This is a genomic window from Neptunicella sp. (genome assembly GCF_048268085.1).
Classification (GTDB): Bacteria; Pseudomonadota; Gammaproteobacteria; order Enterobacterales; family Alteromonadaceae; genus Neptunicella.
Window position 1 is genome coordinate 27,980 of the sequence record NZ_JBLWWF010000002.1, and the last position, 23,741, is coordinate 51,720.

The following is a 23,741-nucleotide window of genomic DNA, read 5'->3' on the forward strand; positions in this document are numbered from 1 at the left end:
GGTGGAACATGACTATCAAAGTTGGGATCAATGGTTTTGGACGTATCGGTCGGTTTGTTTTCAGAGCATCATGTGAGCGTGATGACATTGAAGTCGTCGGTATTAACGACTTGCTTGACGTAGATTACATGGCATACATGCTAAAATACGACTCTACTCACGGTAAATTTAACGGCACCGTTGACGTTAAAGACGGTAAATTAGTAGTTAACGGTAAAGAAGTTCGAGTTACGGCTGAACGCAACCCAGCTGATTTAGCGTGGGATGCAATTGGCGTGGATGTCGTGGTTGAATCTACCGGTTTATTTTTAACTGACGAAACCGCACGCAAACATATTGAAGCGGGTGCGAAAAAAGTCGTGATGTCTGCCCCTTCCAAAGACGACACCCCTATGTTTGTTATGGGCGTTAACCATAGCAGCTATACAGGTCAGGACGTCGTATCGAATGCGTCTTGTACCACTAACTGTTTGGCGCCTTTGGCCAAAGTATTAAACGATAACTTTGGTATCGTTGATGGTTTAATGACCACTGTACATGCGACAACCGCTACACAAAAAACGGTCGATTCACCTTCAGCTAAAGATTGGCGTGGTGGACGTGGTGCTTCTCAAAACATCATTCCTTCTTCAACTGGCGCAGCCAAAGCTGTGGGTAAAGTTATCCCTGAATTAAATGGTAAATTAACCGGTATGGCATTCCGCGTACCAACGGCTGATGTTTCAGTGGTTGATTTAACGGTTAACTTGGCAAAACCCGCTACTTACGCACAAATTTGTGCCGCTATGAAAGCCGCTTCAGAAGGCGAATTAAAAGGCATTATGGGTTATACCGAAGATGCAGTGGTTTCTCAGGACTTTATCGGTGACACCCGCACATCGGTATTTGATGCTGATGCAGGTATTGCACTGACTGATACGTTTGTCAAAGTGGTATCTTGGTACGATAACGAAATTGGTTATTCAAACAAGGTATTGGATTTAGTTGCGCATATTGCAAAATAAACCCAATCAGTCATATTAGAGGCGACATTTATGTCGCCTTTTTTATTGATGATTATTTTCATTCGCTTTAACACAAGGTCTGTCAATGCAACTTAGTCCATCCGTAACCCTTGAATCCCACCCATCCGTAATCGATTGTCTGGAAATTAACAACGCTTTTGCTTTTGCCAAAATCAGTTTATTTGGAGGACATGTTCTGAGCTTTTGCCCTAAACATGATCAGCGCGAACGTTTATGGATAAGTGACAAAAGCAAATTAGACGGGAGCAAGGCGATTCGTGGTGGCGTTCCGGTTTGCTGGCCCTGGTTTGGCCCTCATAACGATACACAATACCCTGCTCATGGTTATGTAAGAGAACAGCAATGGCATGTAACGCATTGCCAGGATACCGTCAAAGGCACCGAGATTATATTAGCGCCGGAAACATGTGTAGGCGCGGGTTTTGACGGATTGGCTGCCGTTTGTTTAAAAGTCACCATTGGCAAACAGCTACATATTGAATTAATCACCGAAAATATCGGTAACAGTCCTTTTACCTTCAATGCGGCATTACACAGCTATTTTAAAATTGAAGATATTGAACAAGTCAGACTGAATGGTGTATCTGGGCAATATATTGACAAATTAGCACAGGGTAATGTTCTGCAAACGCCCTCACCTTATACTTTTTCGGCTGAAACTGACCGTATTCACCTTAATCCGTTAAACAACTGCCAGATCCAATCCACGTCATATAGCACCAATATTCAATCTGATGGCCACGATAGTTTAGTCGTTTGGAACCCCTGGATTGATAAATCGGCTGGAATGAGCGATATGACCCATGACGGTTACCAAACCATGCTGTGTGTTGAAAGCGCCATTACTCAAGGCAGAGTGTTAGCGGTCAATGAAAAACATTGCCTAGCACAAACTATTGCGTAACGACTGCATCAGATCAACAGGAGCCTTGCATGCGCATAGCAATAATTGGACTCGGTGATATAGCCCAGAAAGCGTATTTACCCATTGTAGCTAACCATAGGGGCATTACCCCCATATTATGTACCCGTCATCGAGAAACATTGGTTGATCTCGCCGCGCAATATCGTATCAACGAGTATTATCAGGATCTGACTGAGCTATTAGCCAATAAACCTGATGCGGCAATGATCCATTCCAGTACCGAGAGCCACTTTGCCATTGCCACACTATGCTTGAACGCTGGTGTTCCTGTTTTTATCGATAAACCCATTAGTTATGACTATGCAGAATGTGAGCAACTGGTTAACTTGGCAATACGCAAAAACCTGCCATTGATTTTAGGTTTTAATCGCCGTTTTGCTCCGTTATACCAACCCTTGTTACAAGCCAAACCAGTGCAAGTGCATTACCAGAAAAACCGCCACAATTTACCTTCTACAGCTCGCCAGTTTATATTTGATGATTTTATTCATGTGTTGGATTTTGTCCGTCACTGCAATGGCACAATGCCAGAACAGATCGACGTTTTTGCCTATCAACATCAGAGTCTATTAGCATCTGTACAAGTCCAGTGGCAAGCTCATGGAAGTCTCTTTAGCGCTTCGATGAATCGCCTTAACGGTGTAACCGAAGAACGATTGGAATATTACGCTGAAAACAAAAAGTGGCAGATTGAGAACTTACGCCAAGGCCGTGTTTGGCAGAATAATACGGCTACAGAACTGAGCTTCAATGATTGGGACAATACCCTATATAAACGCGGATTTGTCACGATGATTGACGATATGCTTAGGCAATTTAATCAGGGAATCAACAACCACGATGCCAGTCAACAAATAGTAGATAGCCATCGCTTGTGTGAACAGATCGTTCAGCGAATTGAAGGGTAAGTAGCAGTAGGATTATTCCGGACTTACGTTAGTCAATGACCCATCCATGATGATCCGCCCCAGTCTAGCCAACCATGGCAAACCGTTCATTCGGGTGCTACGCAGCTAAAGATTCCGCACTCCCCCGTTCGTGCATTCCAATTCGATCCAAACGCTTTTGTACTACATACAATCCATGTATTTCGCCCTTCGGGCCGTCGCAAGCGACGTTCCAGTTTATTCCAGATAAACTGGTCGAACCGGAGGGGTTCTCATTTCTCATGGAATACAACAAATAAAAAAGGCCCGACAAACAAACAGGCATTACCAGATACTGAAAGTGGGGATTACTCCGGGCTATCCCTGCCCTCCGCCCTTCGGGCCGCACTGCGTGCGTTCAAAAACGTTCCAGACGTTTTTGTACTACATACATCCATGTATTTCGCCCTTTGGGTCGTCGCAAGCGACGTTCCAGTTTATTCCAGATAAACTGGTCGAACCGAGGGGTTCTCATTTCTCATGGAATACAACAAATAAAAAAGGCCCGACTGAACTACAGTCGGGCCTTTCTTATTTGGCGTCCCCAAGGGGATTCGAACCCCTGTTACCGCCGTGAAAGGGCGGTGTCCTAGGCCTCTAGACGATGGGGACAAAAAATCTTCTTTCGGAAACACGTTCCGAGATTTTTGTAAGGCAAGATGAGCTGGCGAACCGAGCGACCTTAATTTTGCCTTACAACAGAATTTTTATCTTTCTTTAATTCAACCGGCCTAGGTGCTAGTTGAATATTCCATGAAATTTGGTGGAGCTAGGCGGGATCGAACCGCCGACCTCTTGCATGCCATGCAAGCGCTCTCCCAGCTGAGCTATAGCCCCGTGCCTTAATGTCATTCCCTGACAGCGGGGCGCATTCTAGGCACCCACCCTTTTTATGTCAACGGTTTTTTTTAGGAATTTGATCTATTTGCAATATATTTCAACGCTTTGTCTATTCGTTGCGCAACTTGCTCAAAAGTTAGCAACTCTAATGTCACATCCAGTGACGGAGAATTACCCGAACCAGTAGCAGCAACACGCAAAGGCATACCCACTTTTCCCATTCCTACATCCAATTGTTCAGCCGTCGCGTTAATAGCGGCATGAATATTTTCTGCAGTCCAGTCGCTAATACCTTGTAACTTGGTCTTTACCAACTCTAATGGTTCTTGAGCCACTGGACGTAAATGTTTTTTAGCCGCATTCGCATCTAACTCGTCATATTCATGATAAAAATAACGACTTATTTCGGCCAGCTCTTTTAAGGTTTTAACCCGATCCGCTTGAATCGCGATCACTTTTTCCAACGCAGGACCATTGCTGGTATCAATCCCTTGCTGCTCAAAGTGCCACTGAGCATACTTTGCCACTTCTGCAACAGGCAGTGTCTTAATATAGTGTTGGTTTAACCAAATTAGCTTATCAGTATTAAATGCCGACGCCGACTGACCAATATCATCCAGACTAAAATACTCAATCATCTCATCCAGACTAAATATTTCCTGATCACCGTGAGACCAGCCTAAACGCACCAGATAATTCAGTAATGCTTGCGGTAAGAAACCATCATCCCGATATTGCATTACTCCAACCGCACCATGACGCTTGGACAGTTTTTTACCGTCATCACCCAATATCATTGAAACATGGGCATACTCCGGCACAGGAGCCCCCAAGGCTTCAAGAATATTAATTTGCCGTGGCGTATTGTTAATATGATCCTCACCTCGCACTACGTGAGTAATACCCATATCCCAGTCGTCAATCACCACACAGAAATTATAGGTTGGTACACCATCAGTACGTTGAATAATTAAATCATCCAACTCGGCATTGGCGATTTGGATTTTGCCGCGAATATGATCATTGATAACCACACTGCCCTGCTGCGGGTTTTTAAAGCGGATAACATAATCACCTTCTTGCTCGACACCATGACGACATTTACCGTCATATTTAGGTTTTTCGCCGGCGGCCATTTGTTGTTCACGAATTTGGTCCAGACGTTCCCGTGAGCAGTAGCATTTATAAGCTTTATCGTCAGCAAGTAACTGTTGTACAAATTCTTTATAACGGTCAAAACGCTGGGTTTGATAATAAGGACCATCATCCCAGCTCAGCCCCAACCAATTCATCCCTTCTAAAATTGCATCAATCGCTGCCTGAGTAGAACGTTCAATATCGGTGTCTTCAATTCGTAAAACAAATTTACCCCCTTGGCTTTTAGCATATAACCAGGAATAAAGTGCAGTGCGAGCTCCACCTACGTGGAGATAACCGGTAGGACTAGGGGCAAATCGGGTAACAACCGTCATAAAATAACTATCTCATCTATTAAAAAAATTAGCCGCATTTTAGCCTAAAGCCAGTACTAATGCGATTGATGAAACAGGCTTTATTTAACCGTTGTGACAAACCAAACAGATGGTTCGTTATGATCATGGACAATGCCCAACTTAAATTGTTGTAATTTTAAACCAGACTTGTGCATTTTTAATTCAACCAATAAATTTAAACGCTGTTTTGCACAGATATTGTTCATTTGATTCAGTTTTTTTCAAATAATGTTGACAGTAAATTTTGCCTACCTATAATAGCGCTCCACTTGAGAGGTACAGCCTAACAAGTCGAGAAAGTAGTAAAATGGACGCTTAGCTCAGTTGGGAGAGCATCGCCCTTACAAGGCGAGGGTCACTGGTTCAAGCCCAGTAGCGTCCACCACTTCCTGTTAGTTCTGCTTTAATATTTTCCCGTTAAAATAAAAATAGTCGTTATAGTTTTTAGTCATTTTACGATAACCTTATTAAATTCAATTAATAAGCAAGCATAAAGATGGATCGTAACTTGGCCAAATCGACCAATATTTTGATTATTGATGATCAAGTTCTTGCCCAAGGCTATATGAAGTATGCCTTACAAGAACTTGGCTTTGATAAAATCACCTATATTGATCAAGCGGATAAAGCCATCGATAAGATCGAGCAGGAAGAGTTTGATCTGATTATCTGTTCGTATCATTTAAAAAAAGAACAGGAAGGCTACCATCTCTATCAAACCCTGATTAAAGACAGATTACTCTCCCCTGCCAGTGCGTTTGTTTTTATTAGCGCCGATACCAGCGCAGATATCGTTCACAGTATTATCGAATTACAACCTGACGAATTTTTAGTTAAACCGTTTACCGTCAATGAAATAGGTAAACGGTTGTCGCGGGTATTAAAACGCAAAAAAATATTCCGTGAAGTTTATCAATTAATGGATAAACAGCTCTACGAGCTGGCACTAGAAAATATCGAAGCTTTTCTGACCACACCTGACAAGTCAGAATACTTTCCCATAGCTCTAAAACTTAAAGGTGAGCTGCTGTTAGCCTGCGATCAAGCCGAAAAAGCCCGCGACTTTTATCAAGCAATCATTAATGTACAAAATTTTGCATGGGCGCAATTTGGTTTGGCCAATGCTCTGATTGCACTAAATAACGATACCGAAGCCGAAAAGCTATTACTGCGTTTAGCCTTTAAAGCCGACGCGCAAATCAAGGCATTTGATTTATTGTCCGAAATCCAGATCCGTCAGGAAGACTATGACATGGCACTAGAAAGTACTATTCTGGCTTCCGAAATATCTCCACGGAATATTAATCGGCATAAAACCGCTGTAACCCTATCCAGAATTACCCATGACTATGCCAATCAATTTGAAATTTCGAAAAAGATAGTCCGATACGCCAAAAACTCGGTTTACGACCAGCCGGATATATACCTTAATGTGGCGCGAGCGGGAATTGACTATGCCATGACCGCCAGCGATTCAGAAACCAATAATTTAGTTAAACAATCCAATGAGTATTTACGCCGCTTTCGCAAGCAGTTTCCCAAGGTGCAACTCACTGAACAATTATTAGTGATCAATGCCCGGATGCACTTTTTGCAGGACGAAAAAGACAAGGCACAGTCCCTGTTGGAGCAAATTGATGAATTATCGTTAGCGGATGATTCAATGGAAGATTTACTCGATAAAGCCAAAGCCTTTCACGAAATAGGCTTGTTCGAGAAATCCATGAATGTGCTAAATGAAATAGAAAACCGCTGTAAAACGGAGCCCTCACAAGGGCAAATCTTTATGCATTATATTCATCAGGAAAAACAGGAACGTCAGGCGATCCGTCATAGTCCTAAAGAATTAAATAACAGCGCAGTGGAGTTTTACCAAAAGGGCGATCTGCTCAATGCCATGAAGATATTCCGGCAAGCATACCGAATCATGCCCAAAAACCCGGCTATTGCACTTAACTTGCTTCAGGCAATCGCCATGCAATCGAAAAACCGGGAACTGTCAGATAATGCTAAATCAGTCATGAATCGCTGTATTTATACCATTGAAAACAGTGAACTAACCGATGAACAGGAAGAACGTTATCAAAAAGTCAGCCGCTTTTTTGCCGAGCTGGTCTAAGAATGGATCACCGCGACATCATTCCGCAACAACCTGACTTAGGGATTGGTACAAACACTGATATGATCCCCGCCCTCAAAATATTGACTATCAACTAGATGCGACCTTCAAAACTCACTACTGAACATGACGGCCCAATTAACTGGCACGTACTCACTAAATTGTGGCCCTATATGCTCGAATTTAAAGGGCGAATTGTTCTAGCACTGTTATGTCTTGTCGCGGCCAAATTAGCCAGTGTCGGTTTACCATTTATTCTTAAATATATTGTTGATGATTTAGACGTAAAAAGTGACGGTAATGTGCTCACATTCATTCCCATTGCTCTGATTCTAGCCTATGGGGTGGTGCGTTTAGCTAACGTTTTAATGGGCGAAATCCGCGATACGTTGTTTGGGCGGGTAACCGAGCGGGCCATGCGACGAATTGGTCTGCAAGTTTTTGAACATTTACATAAACTGGAACTGGACTTTCATCTCAGTCGCCAAACCGGGGGATTATCACGAGATATAGAACGCGGCACATCCGGGATCGGCTTTTTAATGCGTTTTATGGTGTTCAATATCGTGCCGACATTGCTGGAAATAGGCATGGTAGCCGGCATACTGTTTTATCATTACGGTATTGGTTTTGGCGTTATCATTTTATTATCGGTTATTTGCTATGTTGCCTACTCAATAAAAGCCACCGATTGGCGTACCCGTTACGTTCGGGAAATGAATAAAGCCGATTCCAGCACTAACACTCGTGCGATTGATAGTTTACTCAATTTTGAAACCGTTAAATATTTTAATAATGAACAATACGAAGCGGATTTATACGACACTAATTTAGCCGAATGGGAACAGGCGCGTCGCAAAAACCGTTTATCACTGTTTACCTTAAACGGTGGCCAGGCTTTTATTATTGCCGCGGCCATGACAGCGATGATGGGCTTAGCCGCCCAACAAGTGACTCAAGGCCACATGACCCTCGGTGACTTTGTCTTGATCAACGCCTTTACCATGCAAATTTTTATGCCACTGAATTTTTTAGGCTTTGTTTATCGCGAAATCCGCAGCTCGCTGGCCAACATTGAAAACCTGTTTACCTTGCTGGAAAAACAACCTCAAATTACCGATAGTAATGCTGCCCATGAATTAACGGTTTCTCAAGGCGAGATAGAGTTTGCTCAAGTCGGTTTCCAATATCATTCCGATCGACCTATTTTACAGGATTTAAGTTTCACCATTTTGCCTGGGCAAAAAGTCGCGATTGTCGGTGAAAGTGGTGCAGGTAAATCAACCATCATTAAATTATTATTTCGTTTTTATGATGTAAATCAAGGCGCCATTCTGATTGACGGACAAGCCATCAGTGACGTAACACAAGCGTCATTGCGCCAAAATATCGCCATCGTGCCACAAGATACGGTGTTATTTAACGATAGTATTTTTGCCAATATTCAATATGGCCGCCCTTCAGCTTCACAGGATGAAGTCGAAAAAGCCATTGATTTAGCGCATCTACGTCATTTTATTGAGTCACTGCCGCAAGGCAAACAAACGCAGGTGGGTGAACGCGGTTTAAAACTGTCCGGTGGCGAAAAACAGCGGGTGGCCATTGCCCGAGCCATTCTTAAAGGTTCACGAATATTACTGTTTGACGAAGCGACCTCGTCACTCGATAGCCATGCTGAACAAGCCATATTATCTGCAATACGGGAAGTTTCCCAAGGCCATACCAGTCTGATTATTGCCCATCGATTATCAACCATAGTCGATGCAGATAATATTTTAGTCATATCACAGGGGCGCGTCACCGAGCAAGGTAACCATCACCAATTACTCGCACAAAATGGTTTATATAAAGCACTGTGGCTGAGTCAACAAAAGCAGACAGAGAAACAACATGCAGAATAGTCAGGCGATGTTAGAAGCCATTAACCAAACCATGCCGTTTGGAAAATATGCAGGTCGAAAATTACTGGAATTACCCGAACCCTATTTAGTCTGGTTTGCCGGTAAAGGATTCCCTGACGGGAAACTGGGCCAACAATTGGCCTTGATACACGAAATAAAAGTAAATGGCCTTGAAGCAATGCTACAACCCCTGTTGCGCGATCACCACAAAAAGTAACCTGTCTCTATCCCGGACTGTTTAACCAACGATTCGCTGTTGTAAAAGTGGTTAAATCGTTATGACGTACGCCCTGCTCCCGCATGACTTTATGCGCCTTACGGGCAACCATTTGGCGTAAATAAAATGGCTGGTTAACCACGAAATGGTGAATTGAATGGGTACTGCCAAAATTAAAGCAAAACAACTGAAATGGCATAAAGTACCAGCGATCAAGAATTTGAGTCTGCTGAATCAGACCATTAACGTTACCGTAATAATGCATATTGGAGGTAATAAAGTTTAAGCAGCCCGAGCGAATAAAGTTGGGGGCAATCAATACCACCACAATAAAATTTATAACGCTCATTAGTGTCATTAACCAGGACGGATAATGGCCTCCCACCAGCCAATCAAAACCATGAAATAGCAGAAACAGGTACCAGCACGAAAAATACAAGGTCGCTAACGGAAAGGTAGACCGCAGCACCTCGGATACCGAAAAATTATCCAGTTCCCTGCGCAACACCGAGCGACGCAGCAGTACCCCCAACAAACCATCAAACATAACCACATAACGGCTAAAACCCTGTTTAATACCATTGCCCACCAAACGTTCTTCCATGTCTTTACTGGTACCCGACACTTTATGATGTAACAGATGCATATCGCGACGATACCAGGGATTAACCGTATTAGGACGCATTAACCAGCTGATCAACATCATTAAATGATAGATCACAGCGTTTTCACGAAAATACAGTCGATGGATCAAATCATGCTCGATTTCATGGGAAAGAGATGCAAACAGTGCTGCAGCGATAATACAGACCCACGCAGGAATACTGCCTAAATAATACAGGTAACCACTGGTGAGCATGCCTGCCAGCGCGAACAATAAAATAAACAGGCCAATCCCGTTTTGATATTTCAAGATGGCAAAACGCGTTCTTAAACGCTGCTCTTCATGACGAACAGCTTGAGTAATGAGCCTGATTTGTTGCTGTGTGGATAATGAATTTAATGAATGTTCTGCTTCCAACACCAGCACTCCCCAAAAGCCAATATAACGCTGTAACTAGCCTAACAAAATTGACACTAAAAGGCTTATACAACCGAACAAATAAATATTTATAGCAACGGGAATCTTACGAGGAATAGATAAAATAACTGACGTGATAAGGTAGTGATATTTTGAGCGGTAACTAAACAATACATCGGAATTGGTTGCGGGAGCAGGATTTGAACCTACGACCTTCGGGTTATGAGCCCGACGAGCTACCAGACTGCTCCATCCCGCGTCCGATTCGAGCGGCAAGATATAGGGTGTCGTTCAATCATGCAAGTAAAGTTTTGCAAATCGGGTTTGATTGCCGATAAATACAGCAATTGGACGCTAAAGTGGAGATATATTCATCAATTTGGACATCCACGATGTTAATGGAATCAATCCGTCTGTTTTAGCTCTCGCTGAACACGCCATTTTAAGGTAGTTTGGTATATAGTCTGTCAATCACGCATGAATCTTTGCTTTATTAGGTCTTTGCATGTCCAAACGTTTGTTGAACTATCTGCTACATTCAATTTTATGCTGCACGTTTTTAGTGAGTCTTTCATCCCTAGCAGCAACCGAAAAAGCAACCATTGTTTTCACCGGTAACATGCCTGAAATTTCAGTGCCAAATATAGGCGGATACGCTGAACTTGGAACATTATTAAAGCAAGCCCGCCAACATAATTCCGATACATTTTTTCTATTCAGTGGCGCTAGCCTGGGCCCCAGTGGTTTGTCTACTTTAGATAAAGGCTCACACATCATTGATTTATTAAACACCCTTGAACCTGATGCGATGGCGGTTTCTAAAAGAGAATTCAGTTATTTCGAAGATGAGTTGTCACTACGTGCCTTTGAAGCGGCCTTTCCTTTAGTCGCCAGTAATATTTTTGATCCCTTAACCAAGGGAAATTTAGATGGGTTGGTTGGCAGCGCGATTATCGACAAAAATAATTACCGATTAGGTATTTTGTCTGTTGTGGATATATCCGTCATCGAGGAATATGCGGTCAAACGTTTGCAAATTATCGATCCGGAAAAAGCCATTAGACAACAAGCCTCACTTTTACGTCAACAGGGTGCGGATATTGTTGTACTAATATACTCCGTTGACTTCCCCGGTGTTAAACAATTACTGAATCAGAAGATTGTTGATTTAATCTTACACAAAGATAATTACGTCAATGCTGAAACCAATAGTCCTGCGACCACGTTACCCAATGAGGTTTTCATTACTGAACCCGGAGTCGCGGCGGTTGTTAATTTAACCTGGCAAAGCAATAAACACGAATCACTAACAATTCAGTGGCAGAAACATTATTTAAAGGACTACCCACAAGAACCGCAGATAACAGAACAAATTTCCGGTTATACAGGACGGCTTAATCGTTTGTTGGCTGAGCCTATCGGTCAGTCACAAATCCCGATTGACACCCGGCGTCTGCAAATCCGCACCGCAGAAAATGCTTTTGCCAATTATATTGTCGATAGTATTAAACAATACAGCGGTGCAGACATTGCCGTACTTAATAGCGGAGCGATTAGAGGTGAGAAACGTTTTCCGGCCAATTATGTGCTAACCCGTAAAGATATTAGTGATGTTCTGCCCTATCGTTCGAGTGTCGTTATGCTTGATGTGAGTGGCCAGCAAATTCTGGATGCGTTAGAGAATGGTCTAAGTATCGTGGAACAAGTCAAAGGCCGTTATTTACAAGTATCAGGTGTAAAAATTGTGTATAATTCAGCAAATAAACCGGGACATAGAGTGATCAAGGTACAAATTAATAACCAGCCCTTGGTCACCAATAAACAATATACATTAGCCACAACAGACTATGTAGCAGCAGGGGGAGATGGTTATTCAATGTTATCCAGCAGTCATAAAATCCTCCAGTCAAACCAGGCTGCGCGCTCCTTATCTGATATTGTGATTAATCAGATTGTGCAAGACAAAATCATCTCGCCTGTAATTGAGTCTCGCTTAGTTGATCAAGCGCCACAAAACTAAGGTTCTCATGGAGGAAAAACGCACCCCATCATCTTATTTGTTAGAGAATCCAAAGAAGCGCTCTTTATCCCTCAACACGTTTTTCACTTTTATATTAATCAGTGCCCTACTCCTGCTAAGTGCAGTTGCTTCACTGGTTTACTATCGATTAACTGAATTCCAAATGATTTTGGATGATATTACGGATAAATCGATTCCGGCATTAGTGCATAGTAATAAGGTAAACAGTCAGGTAAGTTCTTTAACCTATTTAATTGAAGGGCTCACGCAAGCTTCCAGCCAGGCATCACGCCGAATTGCGGAGCAAGACATTGATAACAATGTCAAAGATATTTTAACGCTCATCGACAATAGTGAAAAAGATGATTATTTAGCGATCCATATTGAATCAATTGCCACGGAATTAGATGATTTAAACCAGCTTATAAAGCAAAAACTACAATTTGAAACCCAGATTACCCAGCAAAAACTAATCATGTATCAACTCTATAAAGAGGTGATGCAATATATGCTAAATAATGACGATAAAAACGCGCAAACACCTGCGACTTATCTATGGACCATTGAACTCGCCGATGTGGTAACCACCTCTTCTGAAGCGATTACGCTTACCAGAATGAATCAGATAAGACAGATTTCCAGCAAAGTACATGCATTACTTGCTAGCCAACAACAAAAAATTGGCCAGTTACCTATTTTGTCCCAATCCCGCGCCAACGAAACCATCGTGCAATTGCGCGAAGTGTTACTCGGTGAACAAGGTTTGATAACCATGCGGATGGAACAGTTGAAAATCACCGGAAGAGCAATTGGCAGAGGCCATTTTGTGCGAAATCTGGTTAATGATTTGTCCAACCTGGTTGAATACCAGTCGGCCAAGCTCAACGATGCGATTCAGCACGAAACCCAACAAACCAACCAGCAGGTCAAACAACAAATTCGCTTGATGGGACTGATGTCTCTGCTTGCTGGCGTGTTTTTACTTGCCATAATGTTTCTTATCCGCCAACGAGTAGTGAAACGGCTTGAAATACTCAATAAAAAAGTACGTGGACGCATCTCAGGAGGAAATGAAGCCTTATTTATTCAAGGTAATGATGAAATTACCGATATCGCCCGCTCCTTTAATTATGTTGTCGATACCATTGAACAACAAAAACAAAAACTACAAGAGTTATCCTTAACCGACAGCCTAACCGGCATTGCCAATCGACGTGCGCTCGATCAACGATTATCAAATAGTCTGCAATCAGCCCTTCGTCACCAGTGGCCTTTATCGGTTTTATTGTTAGATGTCGATTATTTTAAAGCCTATAACGATAACTATGGCCATGCTAAAGGCGACAAATGTCTAAAAGAAATTGCCTATGTGCTTTCCAGTAATAAACGCAGAAATGAAGATTTCGTGGCCCGTTATGGTGGCGAGGAATTTATCTATTTGTTACCACAAAGCGACGAACAAGGCGCAATTCACATTGCTGAGTTAATATTAACTGCCATTATTGAACAGAAAATCCCCCACCTCTTCAGTGAGGCCGCACCCTATGTCACCGTCAGTATTGGGATAGCGACATTTTCACCTGAGCAGCCAATTAGCGCTGAACAATTACTTAAAAACGCTGATCTAGCCTTATATCAAGCGAAAAGTCAGGGAAGAAATCAATTTTTCTGCTTTAGCCCACAAACGAGTCTGGAGTGAAATTTCCTTCCTGTATCAGCTAAATCAGTTAACGTTGTCACCCGTTGAAAAACAGGTGACAGGTTCAGGCTCGATCATTATTTAGTCTGTTGTTTAGCCATATAGCGACTGATATTTATAAAACTGTCCACCCAATAAATATCCTTATGCGCAGCTAAATAAGCGAGTAATTCGTTATGGGCTTGCACCGAAACCATAAGATGATCCCCACCGACGCCATGAAAAGTATAACTACCCAGCGTGCCCATTTCAGCGGCTCGCTTGGCAAAGTCGATCAGTTCTTTACCGCTATTGCCAGTTGGCGCCCAAACTCGGGTCTGCTTTACATCCAACTCTGTGGCTGGCTGAGGTTGATCACCAAACATTGACTTAATTCCCACAAACTCAGACTTAATCTGGTTAACATAATCTTCGCCACCCGCCTTTAAATCACCGCAAGGAGTCGTAAATGTTCGGTCGTTTTTTCCATCGATGGCATGTAAAAATGTATTAGCCAATTTCACTTCTGATACCATTTGGCTCACGCTGTATCGATCCAGATCAGCATCCTCGGTTACCCACTCCCGTCCAGGTAACGATGCCCGACATGGGTGATAAAGACTGTGATTACCCAATTCATGGCCTTGTGCTGCAATGGCCCGCCATTCATCAAAACGGTTATTAATCACCGGCGAGGCTAATTTCACATAAAACGAACCTTTAAAACCATATTTATTCAGTGCCGGTACCACATTATCCAGTTGGCTATCTAGTGCATCATCATAAGCCAGACTAATCGCGGCTTTAGCACCATTAGGCCAGTGAATTGGTTGTGCAGCCAAGGCCAGATTGGTTATCGATGTAATACTCAATAACACCCCGGCAATTGCAAATTTAAAATAATGATTCATTTCTTACCTCATGTTTATTTTGAGTTAATTGTTTAACGTAGATGTGCGCATCCCACTATTACGATTTCAGCCCAGAGCCTAAAAAAATATCGTGTTTGAATAAAAAAACTGTAAATGTAAGCGCTTACATAATAAGATACACAATTAACACCCCATCAACAAGATTGAAACAAACTGTAAAACACTGCACTAAGGCAGTGTATTGAAATACTGGATATAAACTGAATGAAAAAACTGTTAAGCCAATCTACATTACTACTTTCCTGTGCGTTAGCCATGCAGTCATGTAGCAACGATATGTCACAACAAGATCCTGTTGTGAATCAAGATGCCAGCAAAATATGGCCATCACTGAACATTAAGGTCAAACAGGACCCTGCTGTTGAACAACGAGTAGAAACCATACTGTCAGGCATGACCTTAGAGCAAAAAGTTGCCCAAACCATTCAACCGGAAATTCGGGATATTAGTGTTGAAGATATGCGTCGTTATGGTTTTGGCTCGTTCCTTAACGGCGGTGGCGCGTTTCCGAATAATAATAAACATGCCAAAGCGGAAGACTGGATAACCTTGGCTGAGGATATGTATCAAGCCTCCATTGATGATTCTCTGGACGGCTCTACTATTCCCACCATGTGGGGCACCGATGCTGTGCACGGTCATAATAATGTCATCGGCGCAACGTTATTCCCGCACAATATTGGATTAGGGGCCGCTCACAATCCGGCTCTGATTAAAAAAATTGCGCAAGCTACGGCACAGGAAGTACTCGCCACCGGAATCGACTGGGTATTTGCTCCTACCGTTGCAGTTGTGCGTGATGATCGCTGGGGCAGAACCTATGAAGGCTATTCTGAAGATCCTGAAATCGTACGTGATTACGCGGCAGCGATTGTTGAAGGACTGCAAGGTGATGTGGGAGTTGATTTTATGGATCAACAACACGTTATCTCCACCACAAAACATTTCCTTGGCGACGGTGGAACTGAGAATGGTGATGACCAAGGCAATAACCTGGCTAGCGAACAGGAGTTATTTGATATTCACGCGCAAGGTTATGTAGGTGGTTTAAGTGCGGGCACCCAAACTGTGATGGCGTCTTTTAATAGTTGGCATGGAATTAAAAATCACGGCAACAAATATTTGCTCACTGACGTGCTCAAAAATCAGATGGGCTTTGATGGTTTAGTGGTAGGTGACTGGAACGGTCATGGTCAAATTAAAGGCTGCACTAATGAGAATTGTCCTCAGGCAATGAATGCCGGTCTGGACATTTATATGGTGCCTACTGATGCGTGGAAACCATTAATGAATAACCTCATTGCTCAAGTCAAATCGGGGGTGATTGCACAATCCCGACTAGATGACGCAGTAAGACGTATTTTGCGGGTAAAAGTTCGTGCCGGTTTATTTGACAAACCCTCCCCCGCTCACCGTCAGTTAGCCGGTAACAATGAGATTATTGGTTCACAGGCACACCGCGAAATTGCCCGCCAAGCGGTGCGGGAATCCTTGGTATTGCTGAAAAATAAACAGCACCTGTTACCTCTTGATCCAACCCAACACTTTTTAATCGCCGGTGATGGTGCCGACAATATTGGCAAGCAATCTGGTGGTTGGAGCATTACCTGGCAAGGTACCGGAAATGTTAATGCTGATTTCCCCGGTGGTAGCTCTATTTATGACGGAATCAAACAGCAAGTTGAACAAGCCGGTGGTTCCACTGAACTGAGTGTCAGCGGCGAATATCGTCAAAAGCCTGATGTCGCCATTGTGGTATTTGGTGAAGACCCTTACGCGGAAGGTAATGGCGACGTCGATAATCTGGAATATCAGCGCGGTAACAAAAAAGACCTCGCCTTATTACGTCAGCTTAAAGCCGATGGCATCAAAGTTGTTTCTATCTTTATTTCGGGTCGGCCAATGTGGGTGAACCCCGAGCTAAATGCTTCTGACGCCTTCATTGCCGCATGGTTACCCGGTACTGAAGGTGGCGCGATTGCGGATGTGATCTTTAATGCCGCAGAACAAAAACCCAACTATGATTTCGTCGGAAAACTATCCTTTAGCTGGCCTAATACGCCGACTCAGCATGCCAATCGCTTCGATCCTGAATATGCACCGTTGCTGCCATACGGCTTTGGGTTAACTTATCAGGATGACAACCTGTTAGGCGATGATTTGAATGAAACGGTACAAACCGCTGAGGGAGCTCAATTATCCCCAATGAAATTATTTAGTCTGACGGTACAGGCCCCATGGGAACTGCGGATTAATGCCAATCAACAAACTAAAGCCATGACTTCCAGCGTCGTGGAATTACCTGAGCTATCGGTTAAAACAACCGATTACCATGTTCAGGAAGATGCGCTGCATATCATGTGGCATAAGGAGGCAGCGGTTTCATTGGCGAGTAACTTCCCTGAGGATTTACGTCCTTACCAAGAGAAAAATGCATCCATCAGTTTTGATTTAAAATTAAATCAGCTTCCCTCCAGCCCAATAACGCTTTCAATGCAATGTGAAAATGGCTGCAGTAAATTACTGGATTTGAACACGCAACTGACCAACGTGCAGGTTAATCAATGGCAACAAATTAGCATCCCCCTAGCCTGTTTTAGTGATGTCAATTTCGCTCGAGTGTATAGCCCTTTCAAATTAAGCAGCGGTGCTAAAACGGATATAACCTTAAGTAATATTCGAATAGTGCCTAGTGAAAAATCAGCTGAGACGACTCACTGTCCGCAATAGCCATTTCTTCCTATTGGTGACCTTTCTTCCCCCATATGGGGAAGAAAAGTCACCTTTTTATTGCCATCGCTCTAGTCAGTCACTCAGGGTGTCAGCCACATCCAGAGGGCCGCGCCTATCATAAATAAATTCTCGGTCAGCGATACAAATCCCAGTGGAACATTACTGTTACCTCCCACACAGGCACATTTTAATTCGCGTTTATCAATATAAACCGCTTTAAACACCGAGACCGCCCCCACCACACCAATAAATAATGAAACGGGTGCCACTAACCAGGCATTGAATCCTGCCAGCATCCCAAGTCCGGCATAGGCTTCTGCAAACGGATAAACATAGGCATAACGCACCCATCTCATGGCGAGTAAATCATAGGTAATAAACTGGTTGGAAAAAGCGTACAAGTCACGCAACTTTTGTACGGCTAATAAACACATACTGAGGGCAACAAAGTGTGTAATGGTCGATGCCGACAACAGCGCTTGGCTGGTATTCCAGTTCAATCCAAGGGCAATCAACAATGCCACAGCGAAAATAGCGATAACCGGGGTATAAGTCGTTCCTTCCGTTTGAGCCGGCCCCTTATCAAAAAATTCACGTAAATCGTCGTAACCACCAATACGTCTGCCAGCAATAAACGTCTGAGGCGTCGTGTTAACCTCATGCTGTTGTTTAAACTCATCGGTTTGCTGGCGTGACGTAAGTTTATGATCTTCAACGCTATAGCCTTCTCGCTTAAGCAGATCTTTGGATTTTAATCCAAAGGGACAAATATGCTGGTCGGTAACCATACGGTACAGGCTGGCTGTTTTTGTCATGACTTTTCTCCTTACAGTAATAAGTTGAAATGGTCTGAACATCCTTTTTAATAAACGAATGACATCAATAGATGACCTTCATCTTTGTTTTATCCTGACATACTTGCGGGTAAATCGAAAATTTGACTTTAATTTACTGGTATAATCCCAGCCTATTTTTATCCCGAAATAACCGTAGGCACACCGCAATATGACAGTATACCAAGGCACTATCCGCAAGATGCGGGTTAGCACAGACACAAACCATCTAGCTCAATACCAGTTACCCGTCGGTGACCAACTTGTCGATATGAATAACCTGATTGGTCATCACATCAATGTTAGCTTTAATGACCAAATTCATTGTGTGCACTGCCAAACAAAAACCAAAAAGAGCTTTAATCAGGGCTATTGCTATCGTTGCCTGATTTCATTGGCTCAATGCGACAGTTGCATTATCAAACCCGAATTGTGCCATTACGATGCCGGAACCTGCCGTGAGCCACAGTGGGGAGAGGAAAACTGTTTTGCCGATCATTTTGTCTATTTGGCCAATACTGGCACCGTGAAAGTGGGGATTACCCGTCACGTTACCGACGGCGTATCCAGTCGCTGGCTGGATCAGGGCGCCACTCAAGCCATTCCCATAATGCGGGTACAAAATCGCTTAATGAGCGGTTTAGTGGAAACCACTTTTAAAGCACATATCGCTGATAAGACTAACTGGCGCACCATGTTAAAAAGCCAGCCGGAACAGGTTGATTTAGTCGCATTACGGGATGAATTACTGGAAAAAGTAGCCGAACCATTAACCGCATTAACCGAGCAACATGGACTTCAGGCGATCAATGTTGTCGATGCACCAGCAATAGAAATTCACTATCCGGTTGACCAGTATCCGGACAAAGTTAAATCCATCAATCTGGATAAAGAAGGGCAATTTAGCGGCCAGTTGAATGGCATCAAAGGTCAATACTGGCTATTGGATGGTGATCGGGTAATTAATATGCGCAAATACGCCGGGTATGATTTAACGGTTGAAACAGTATAAAAGTGGATCACGGCGTAACCAGAATTACGCCATTATCACCCCAATACCTATTAATGCTGCTGCGCGACCACAAAATCAATAATCTGTTTGGCTGTCAATATTTTGGGCTTAGATCGGCATACAACTGGCCATTCTGGCCTGAATGATGCACATGTCCCCGATTAATTCCATCAGTACGTTGCCGTTGCGTTGTGTATCGATACGACAGCAAAGTGCGAAAACGCATTACCACAAGCGCCAATACAGCAATTGATTTAGTTAAACTTTGTGATTCAACCCACTTTGCCTGAATAGTACCAAACCAACGCCACCACATTGGCCATCAGAGTGAACCAAAAGGTAATCCTGAAGGACTTTTTGACCGACTTATGACGTAAATGCTGCTGCGCAATCGCTGCGCCCGGCCAACCACCGAACAAGGCTAACAGATGTAGTGTTTGCTCCGAAGTTCGCCAACCTTCGCGTTTAGCGCTAGATTTATCCCAGGCGTAAGCTAGGTAGGTAACAACACTTAGCATCCAATAACTGATTAACAATATTCTGGGGAAATGCCCCAACCAGGTAGCCACTGAGATAAGCATTAAAAAGATTATAGCGAGATAGATAGAAAGCCGATTAACGGATTTTTGCTGTTTAACTACCCGTTTTTCACCGCTATAAGTAGCATGTTGAGCGCAGGCTCTTCCTTGTCTGTCGGTGACAACCACATAGGTAATAATATCGTTAAGCTCAGGGCGTCTGGTTTTATTAATAAAAGCATTTTTATGGATAAAGATGGGCTTGCTCACGGCCATTGGCTGAATAAACCCAAATTCTTTGTCATTATCCCATTTAACTAATTTGCCTTTCTGCTTCATCATCTTTGTTGATCTAACGCCAAAACCGATTCATTAAGGGTTTAACCGTTGTGCCATGCAGTAAAATCGATAAGGTCACCACAATCAGGGTAAAATGCATCAACTGTAGTGCAATATGCTCAGGCAGTCCATGTTGTATGGCATACATCAAATAATACAGAGAACCAATTCCCCGCACGCCAAACCAGGCAGAAATCGCCTGTACCCGGAAAGAGGTTCGGCTGCCGAGTAATCCAATAAACACACTGACAGGTCGAGCCAGAAAAAATAAAAATAATGCCAATACTACCGCTCGCCAGCTCCACGAGTCGATAAACAACGTGCCACCAATCAGTAAAATCAGTACCAATTCAGACAAACGTTCAAGGTGCTCTTTAAAAATTAACGACCCTTTACTGACTGTGGACGGCATTTTCTGCGAAGAGGTATTTTTGCGAGTTGATTTTACCGCTAATTGATTCTCGGTTTGACGCAATGCCACGGCAGCAAAAAATACGGCCAAAAAACCCCAGGTATTCGCCATAACACTTAACCCATACACAAAACCAATTAATCCTAAGCCCAAAAAGTCGTCGAGTAATTTATGTCGATGCTGTTTACCCCGCAGGATCCAGACGACCTTGGCTAAGATTACCCCACAAATGATACCAATCAGAACCCCGCCTACCGTCGCCCACAACACGTCAAATAATATCCATTGCGTTCCAGCATCGCCAAGATCATGTATTCCAAGTAAACCTAATCCCAACATTACAAAGGGAAAGGCCGTACCATCATTCATACCTGCTTCACACGTTAAGGTGAAACGCAGTTTATCGTTATCGCTGGCATGACGAATTTGTACATCGGTCGCCAAAACCGGATCAGTAGGTGCCACAATCGCCCCTAGTAGCACACCTGCGCCTAATGGCAGTCCTAATAGATAGTAAGCAAATGCGGCAACCATGGCGACCGTCAGGGTCATCGACACCGATGCTAATAACAGTGGTGCTTTCCAGTTGGAAAACCGCACTGGAACCGGCATTTTAACCCCGGCAGAAAACAACGAGATCAGAACTGCCACTTCCGTTAGCACTTCTAATAAAGCGGATTCTTTGAGGGGGTTAAAATGAAACAAATGCAATACCGTCGGCCCCGCCAACATACCGACTGCCAAATAGATAATCGCAGAGGTCACCGGCAGACGTTTGATCACAGTAAACGTCAGTCCCATGAACACCAGTAAGCCACCAATCAACACAAACCACTGGGCATTATTTAACAGATCGGTCATTGATTATCCTGAACATGTGGATATTAGCTTCAGGTTAACAGCGCAATGCTAAAAATGACACTTTGCTTATTACTTAGTCATCTATTGGTATGAACACAAGATAAAAGAATCGATTTAATCCGCGGTTTACCTCGACATTTCGCACGTAAATCACTATAGTGCGCGGCCTTTTGTTGTATGCATTTTGTTCGCCCTTTTCGCCACAGCCGCTGCAGCGTTTTTACTTATGCTAGGAAACCACCCGTGATATCCACCGCTAACATCACCATGCAGTTTGGTGCCACACCGCTGTTCGAAAACATCTCCGCCAAATTTGGTAACGGGAATCGTTATGGCTTAATTGGCGCTAATGGTTGTGGTAAATCCACCTTTATGAAAATCCTTAGTGGTGAACTCGCCCCCAGCTCGGGCAATGTGTCGATTACGCCCGGTCAAACCATCGGTACCCTCAGCCAAAACCAGTTTGCTTTTGAGCAATACTCGGTGGTGGATGCGGTGATCATGGGCGATGTTAAATTGTGGGAAATCAAACAAGAGCGGGATCGGATTTATTCCCTGCCGGAGATGTCTGACGAAGAAGGCATGAAAGTCGCCGATCTGGAAACCCAGTTTGCCGAAATGGACGGTTACAGCGCAGAAAGTCGTGCCGGAGATATTTTACTCGAAGCCGGAATTGATGAGGCATTCCACTTTGGGCCTATGAGTGAAGTCGCGCCGGGTAAAAAATTACGCGTGTTATTAGCCCAGGCCCTGTTTGCCAATCCGGATATTCTGTTGCTGGATGAACCGACCAACAACCTGGATATCCATACGATAAGCTGGCTGGAAAACGTCCTCAACCAGCGTAAATGCACGATGATTATTATTTCCCATGATCGTCACTTCCTGAATGCGGTTTGCACCCACATGGCAGACATTGATTATGGTGAATTACGTATTTACCCCGGTAACTACGAAGCCTTTATGGCAGCCTCTTCGCTTATTCAGGAACAACTATTAACTGAAAATGCTAAAAAAAGTGCTGAAATTGACGAACTGCAAAGCTTTGTTAATCGCTTTTCAGCCAATGCCTCCAAAGCGAAACAGGCCACGTCCCGCGCCAGACGGATGGAAAAAATTACGCTGGATGAAGTTAAATCCTCCAGTCGCAGAACCCCTTCATTACAATTTAAGCAATCCAAGAAGCTATTTCGTCAGGCATTGATACTGGAAAATCTGGCTCATGGTTTTGAAGGTGAAATGTTATTTGAACAAGGCGAGCTTATTTTGGAAGCCGGTGCCCGTTTAGCGGTTATCGGTGAGAATGGTGCCGGTAAAACCACCCTGCTTCGCTGCTTGCTTAACCAGTTACAAGCCAAGCAAGGTATCGTGAAGTGGTCTGAAAATGCCATCATCGGATATTGCCCACAAGATAGTAGCGCCGACTTTGATTGCACCATGACGCTATTCGACTGGATGTCACAATGGCGTACCCCAAAACACGACGATTTACAGGTACGAGCCATGCTAGGCCGCTTGTTATTTACTGCCGACGACTTTAACAAACCGGTTAAGGTATGCTCGGGTGGAGAAAAAAATCGCCTGTTATATGGCAAGTTAATGATGATGGACACCAATGTATTAATCATGGACGAGCCCACTAACCACATGGATATGGAAGCGATTGAAGCATTAAATATCGCTTTAGCTGAGTACGATGGCACCCTGATTTTTGTCAGCCATGACCGCGAGTTTGTTTCGTCTTTGGCCACCCGTATCGTAGAAATTAAAAATCATCGATTGATCGATTTTCAGGGAACTTATGATGAATATCTGGCCAGTCAGGAACATCAGCTAAAAGTGGCCAACGGCTAACAGCCGAGTAACACTATGGTTCCCTGGCGGGAGAAGGATAGTGTTACTCATTATCGTTAAACAACTCACCACGCCCCTGAGC

At 43.5% G+C, this 23,741-nt stretch carries 17 protein-coding genes and 4 tRNA genes; 12 read left to right on the plus strand and 9 right to left on the minus strand.

The window, feature by feature from the left end:
* Positions 1-8 precede the first annotated feature (8 nt).
* The 3 genes from gap to ACTD55_RS01560 all read left to right on the plus strand — a co-directional run bounded on the left by gap (position 9) and on the right by ACTD55_RS01560 (position 2,858).
* Entirely contained in the window at positions 9-1,004 is a 996-nt protein-coding gene (gap, locus tag ACTD55_RS01550) for a type I glyceraldehyde-3-phosphate dehydrogenase (RefSeq protein WP_438862543.1), read from the plus strand.
* An 85-nt stretch (positions 1,005-1,089) separates the two neighbouring features.
* Positions 1,090-1,929 (plus strand): D-hexose-6-phosphate mutarotase, encoded by an 840-nt coding sequence (locus ACTD55_RS01555; protein WP_438862544.1) that lies wholly within the window; start codon positions 1,090-1,092, stop codon positions 1,927-1,929.
* 29 nt (positions 1,930-1,958) lie between these two features.
* Complete coding sequence (locus tag ACTD55_RS01560; RefSeq protein WP_438862545.1) at positions 1,959-2,858, plus strand: Gfo/Idh/MocA family protein; 900 nt, start codon at positions 1,959-1,961, stop codon at positions 2,856-2,858.
* 554 nt (positions 2,859-3,412) lie between these two features.
* Here ACTD55_RS01560 and ACTD55_RS01565 read toward each other — a convergent pair.
* The 3 genes from ACTD55_RS01565 to gltX all read right to left on the minus strand — a co-directional run bounded on the left by ACTD55_RS01565 (position 3,413) and on the right by gltX (position 5,188).
* Positions 3,413-3,488, minus strand: a tRNA-Glu gene (locus tag ACTD55_RS01565).
* A gap of 149 nt (positions 3,489-3,637) precedes the next feature.
* Positions 3,638-3,713, minus strand: a tRNA-Ala gene (locus tag ACTD55_RS01570).
* 71 nt (positions 3,714-3,784) lie between these two features.
* The gene (gene gltX, locus ACTD55_RS01575) at positions 3,785-5,188 is read right to left on the minus strand and encodes a glutamate--tRNA ligase (protein WP_438862546.1); all 1,404 of its coding nucleotides are present in this window, start codon (positions 5,186-5,188) and stop codon (positions 3,785-3,787) included.
* Between the two features lie 330 nt (positions 5,189-5,518).
* Between gltX and ACTD55_RS01580 the strand changes: the two genes are divergently transcribed.
* The 4 genes from ACTD55_RS01580 (at position 5,519) to ACTD55_RS01595 (ending at position 9,446) form a co-directional block, all read left to right on the plus strand.
* Positions 5,519-5,594, plus strand: a tRNA-Val gene (locus ACTD55_RS01580).
* A gap of 111 nt (positions 5,595-5,705) precedes the next feature.
* On the plus strand, positions 5,706-7,328 hold the full coding sequence (locus tag ACTD55_RS01585) for a response regulator (protein ID WP_438862547.1): 1,623 nt from the start codon (positions 5,706-5,708) through the stop codon (positions 7,326-7,328).
* Between the two features lie 98 nt (positions 7,329-7,426).
* Positions 7,427-9,229: an ABCB family ABC transporter ATP-binding protein/permease gene (locus ACTD55_RS01590; RefSeq protein ID WP_438862548.1), complete on the plus strand. Its 1,803-nt coding sequence runs from the start codon at positions 7,427-7,429 to the stop codon at positions 9,227-9,229.
* Positions 9,219-9,446 carry a DUF3820 family protein gene (locus ACTD55_RS01595; RefSeq protein ID WP_438862549.1) on the plus strand — a complete coding sequence of 76 codons (228 nt, stop codon included), beginning with the start codon at positions 9,219-9,221 and terminating at the stop codon, positions 9,444-9,446. The genes ACTD55_RS01590 and ACTD55_RS01595 overlap by 11 nt, the downstream gene beginning before the upstream one ends.
* Before the next feature lie 7 nt (positions 9,447-9,453).
* Here the strand turns inward: ACTD55_RS01595 and ACTD55_RS01600 are convergent, their stop codons facing one another.
* Both ACTD55_RS01600 and ACTD55_RS01605 read right to left on the minus strand, forming a co-directional pair.
* Positions 9,454-10,470: a fatty acid desaturase gene (locus ACTD55_RS01600; RefSeq protein WP_438862550.1), complete on the minus strand. Its 1,017-nt coding sequence runs from the start codon at positions 10,468-10,470 to the stop codon at positions 9,454-9,456.
* A 179-nt stretch (positions 10,471-10,649) separates the two neighbouring features.
* Positions 10,650-10,726: transfer RNA gene (locus ACTD55_RS01605), tRNA-Met, on the minus strand.
* Positions 10,727-10,972: 246 nt separating this feature from the next.
* On the opposite strand from ACTD55_RS01605, the gene ACTD55_RS01610 reads away from it, so the two are divergent.
* Together ACTD55_RS01610 and ACTD55_RS01615 are read left to right on the plus strand one after the other, a co-directional pair.
* Positions 10,973-12,487 carry a bifunctional metallophosphatase/5'-nucleotidase gene (locus ACTD55_RS01610; protein WP_438862551.1) on the plus strand — a complete coding sequence of 505 codons (1,515 nt, stop codon included), beginning with the start codon at positions 10,973-10,975 and terminating at the stop codon, positions 12,485-12,487.
* A 7-nt stretch (positions 12,488-12,494) separates the two neighbouring features.
* A complete protein-coding gene (locus ACTD55_RS01615) occupies positions 12,495-14,186 on the plus strand; it encodes a diguanylate cyclase domain-containing protein (protein WP_438862552.1) in 1,692 nt (563 codons plus the stop codon).
* Positions 14,187-14,263: 77 nt separating this feature from the next.
* Here the strand turns inward: ACTD55_RS01615 and ACTD55_RS01620 are convergent, their stop codons facing one another.
* Positions 14,264-15,076 (minus strand): polysaccharide deacetylase family protein, encoded by an 813-nt coding sequence (locus ACTD55_RS01620; RefSeq protein WP_438862553.1) that lies wholly within the window; start codon positions 15,074-15,076, stop codon positions 14,264-14,266.
* A gap of 225 nt (positions 15,077-15,301) precedes the next feature.
* Here ACTD55_RS01620 and ACTD55_RS01625 point away from each other — a divergent pair, with 225 nt between their 5' ends.
* Positions 15,302-17,827, plus strand: a complete 2,526-nt coding sequence (locus ACTD55_RS01625; RefSeq protein ID WP_438862554.1) for a glycoside hydrolase family 3 protein — start codon at positions 15,302-15,304, stop codon at positions 17,825-17,827.
* Between the two features lie 83 nt (positions 17,828-17,910).
* Here ACTD55_RS01625 and ACTD55_RS01630 read toward each other — a convergent pair whose 3' ends face one another.
* Positions 17,911-18,645 carry a MauE/DoxX family redox-associated membrane protein gene (locus ACTD55_RS01630; protein WP_438862555.1) on the minus strand — a complete coding sequence of 245 codons (735 nt, stop codon included), beginning with the start codon at positions 18,643-18,645 and terminating at the stop codon, positions 17,911-17,913.
* Positions 18,646-18,835: 190 nt separating this feature from the next.
* Here ACTD55_RS01630 and ACTD55_RS01635 point away from each other — a divergent pair, with 190 nt between their 5' ends.
* Entirely contained in the window at positions 18,836-19,675 is an 840-nt protein-coding gene (locus ACTD55_RS01635; protein WP_438862556.1) for a DUF2797 domain-containing protein, read from the plus strand.
* Between the two features lie 272 nt (positions 19,676-19,947).
* Here the strand turns inward: ACTD55_RS01635 and ACTD55_RS01640 are convergent, their stop codons facing one another.
* Positions 19,948-20,535 (minus strand): DUF1294 domain-containing protein, encoded by a 588-nt coding sequence (locus tag ACTD55_RS01640; RefSeq protein ID WP_438862557.1) that lies wholly within the window; start codon positions 20,533-20,535, stop codon positions 19,948-19,950.
* Between the two features lie 10 nt (positions 20,536-20,545).
* On the minus strand, positions 20,546-21,805 hold the full coding sequence (locus ACTD55_RS01645; protein ID WP_438862558.1) for a cation:proton antiporter: 1,260 nt from the start codon (positions 21,803-21,805) through the stop codon (positions 20,546-20,548).
* A gap of 243 nt (positions 21,806-22,048) precedes the next feature.
* Here ACTD55_RS01645 and ACTD55_RS01650 point away from each other — a divergent pair, with 243 nt between their 5' ends.
* Entirely contained in the window at positions 22,049-23,659 is a 1,611-nt protein-coding gene (locus ACTD55_RS01650) for an ABC-F family ATPase (RefSeq protein ID WP_438862559.1), read from the plus strand.
* Positions 23,660-23,741: the final 82 nt, after the last annotated feature.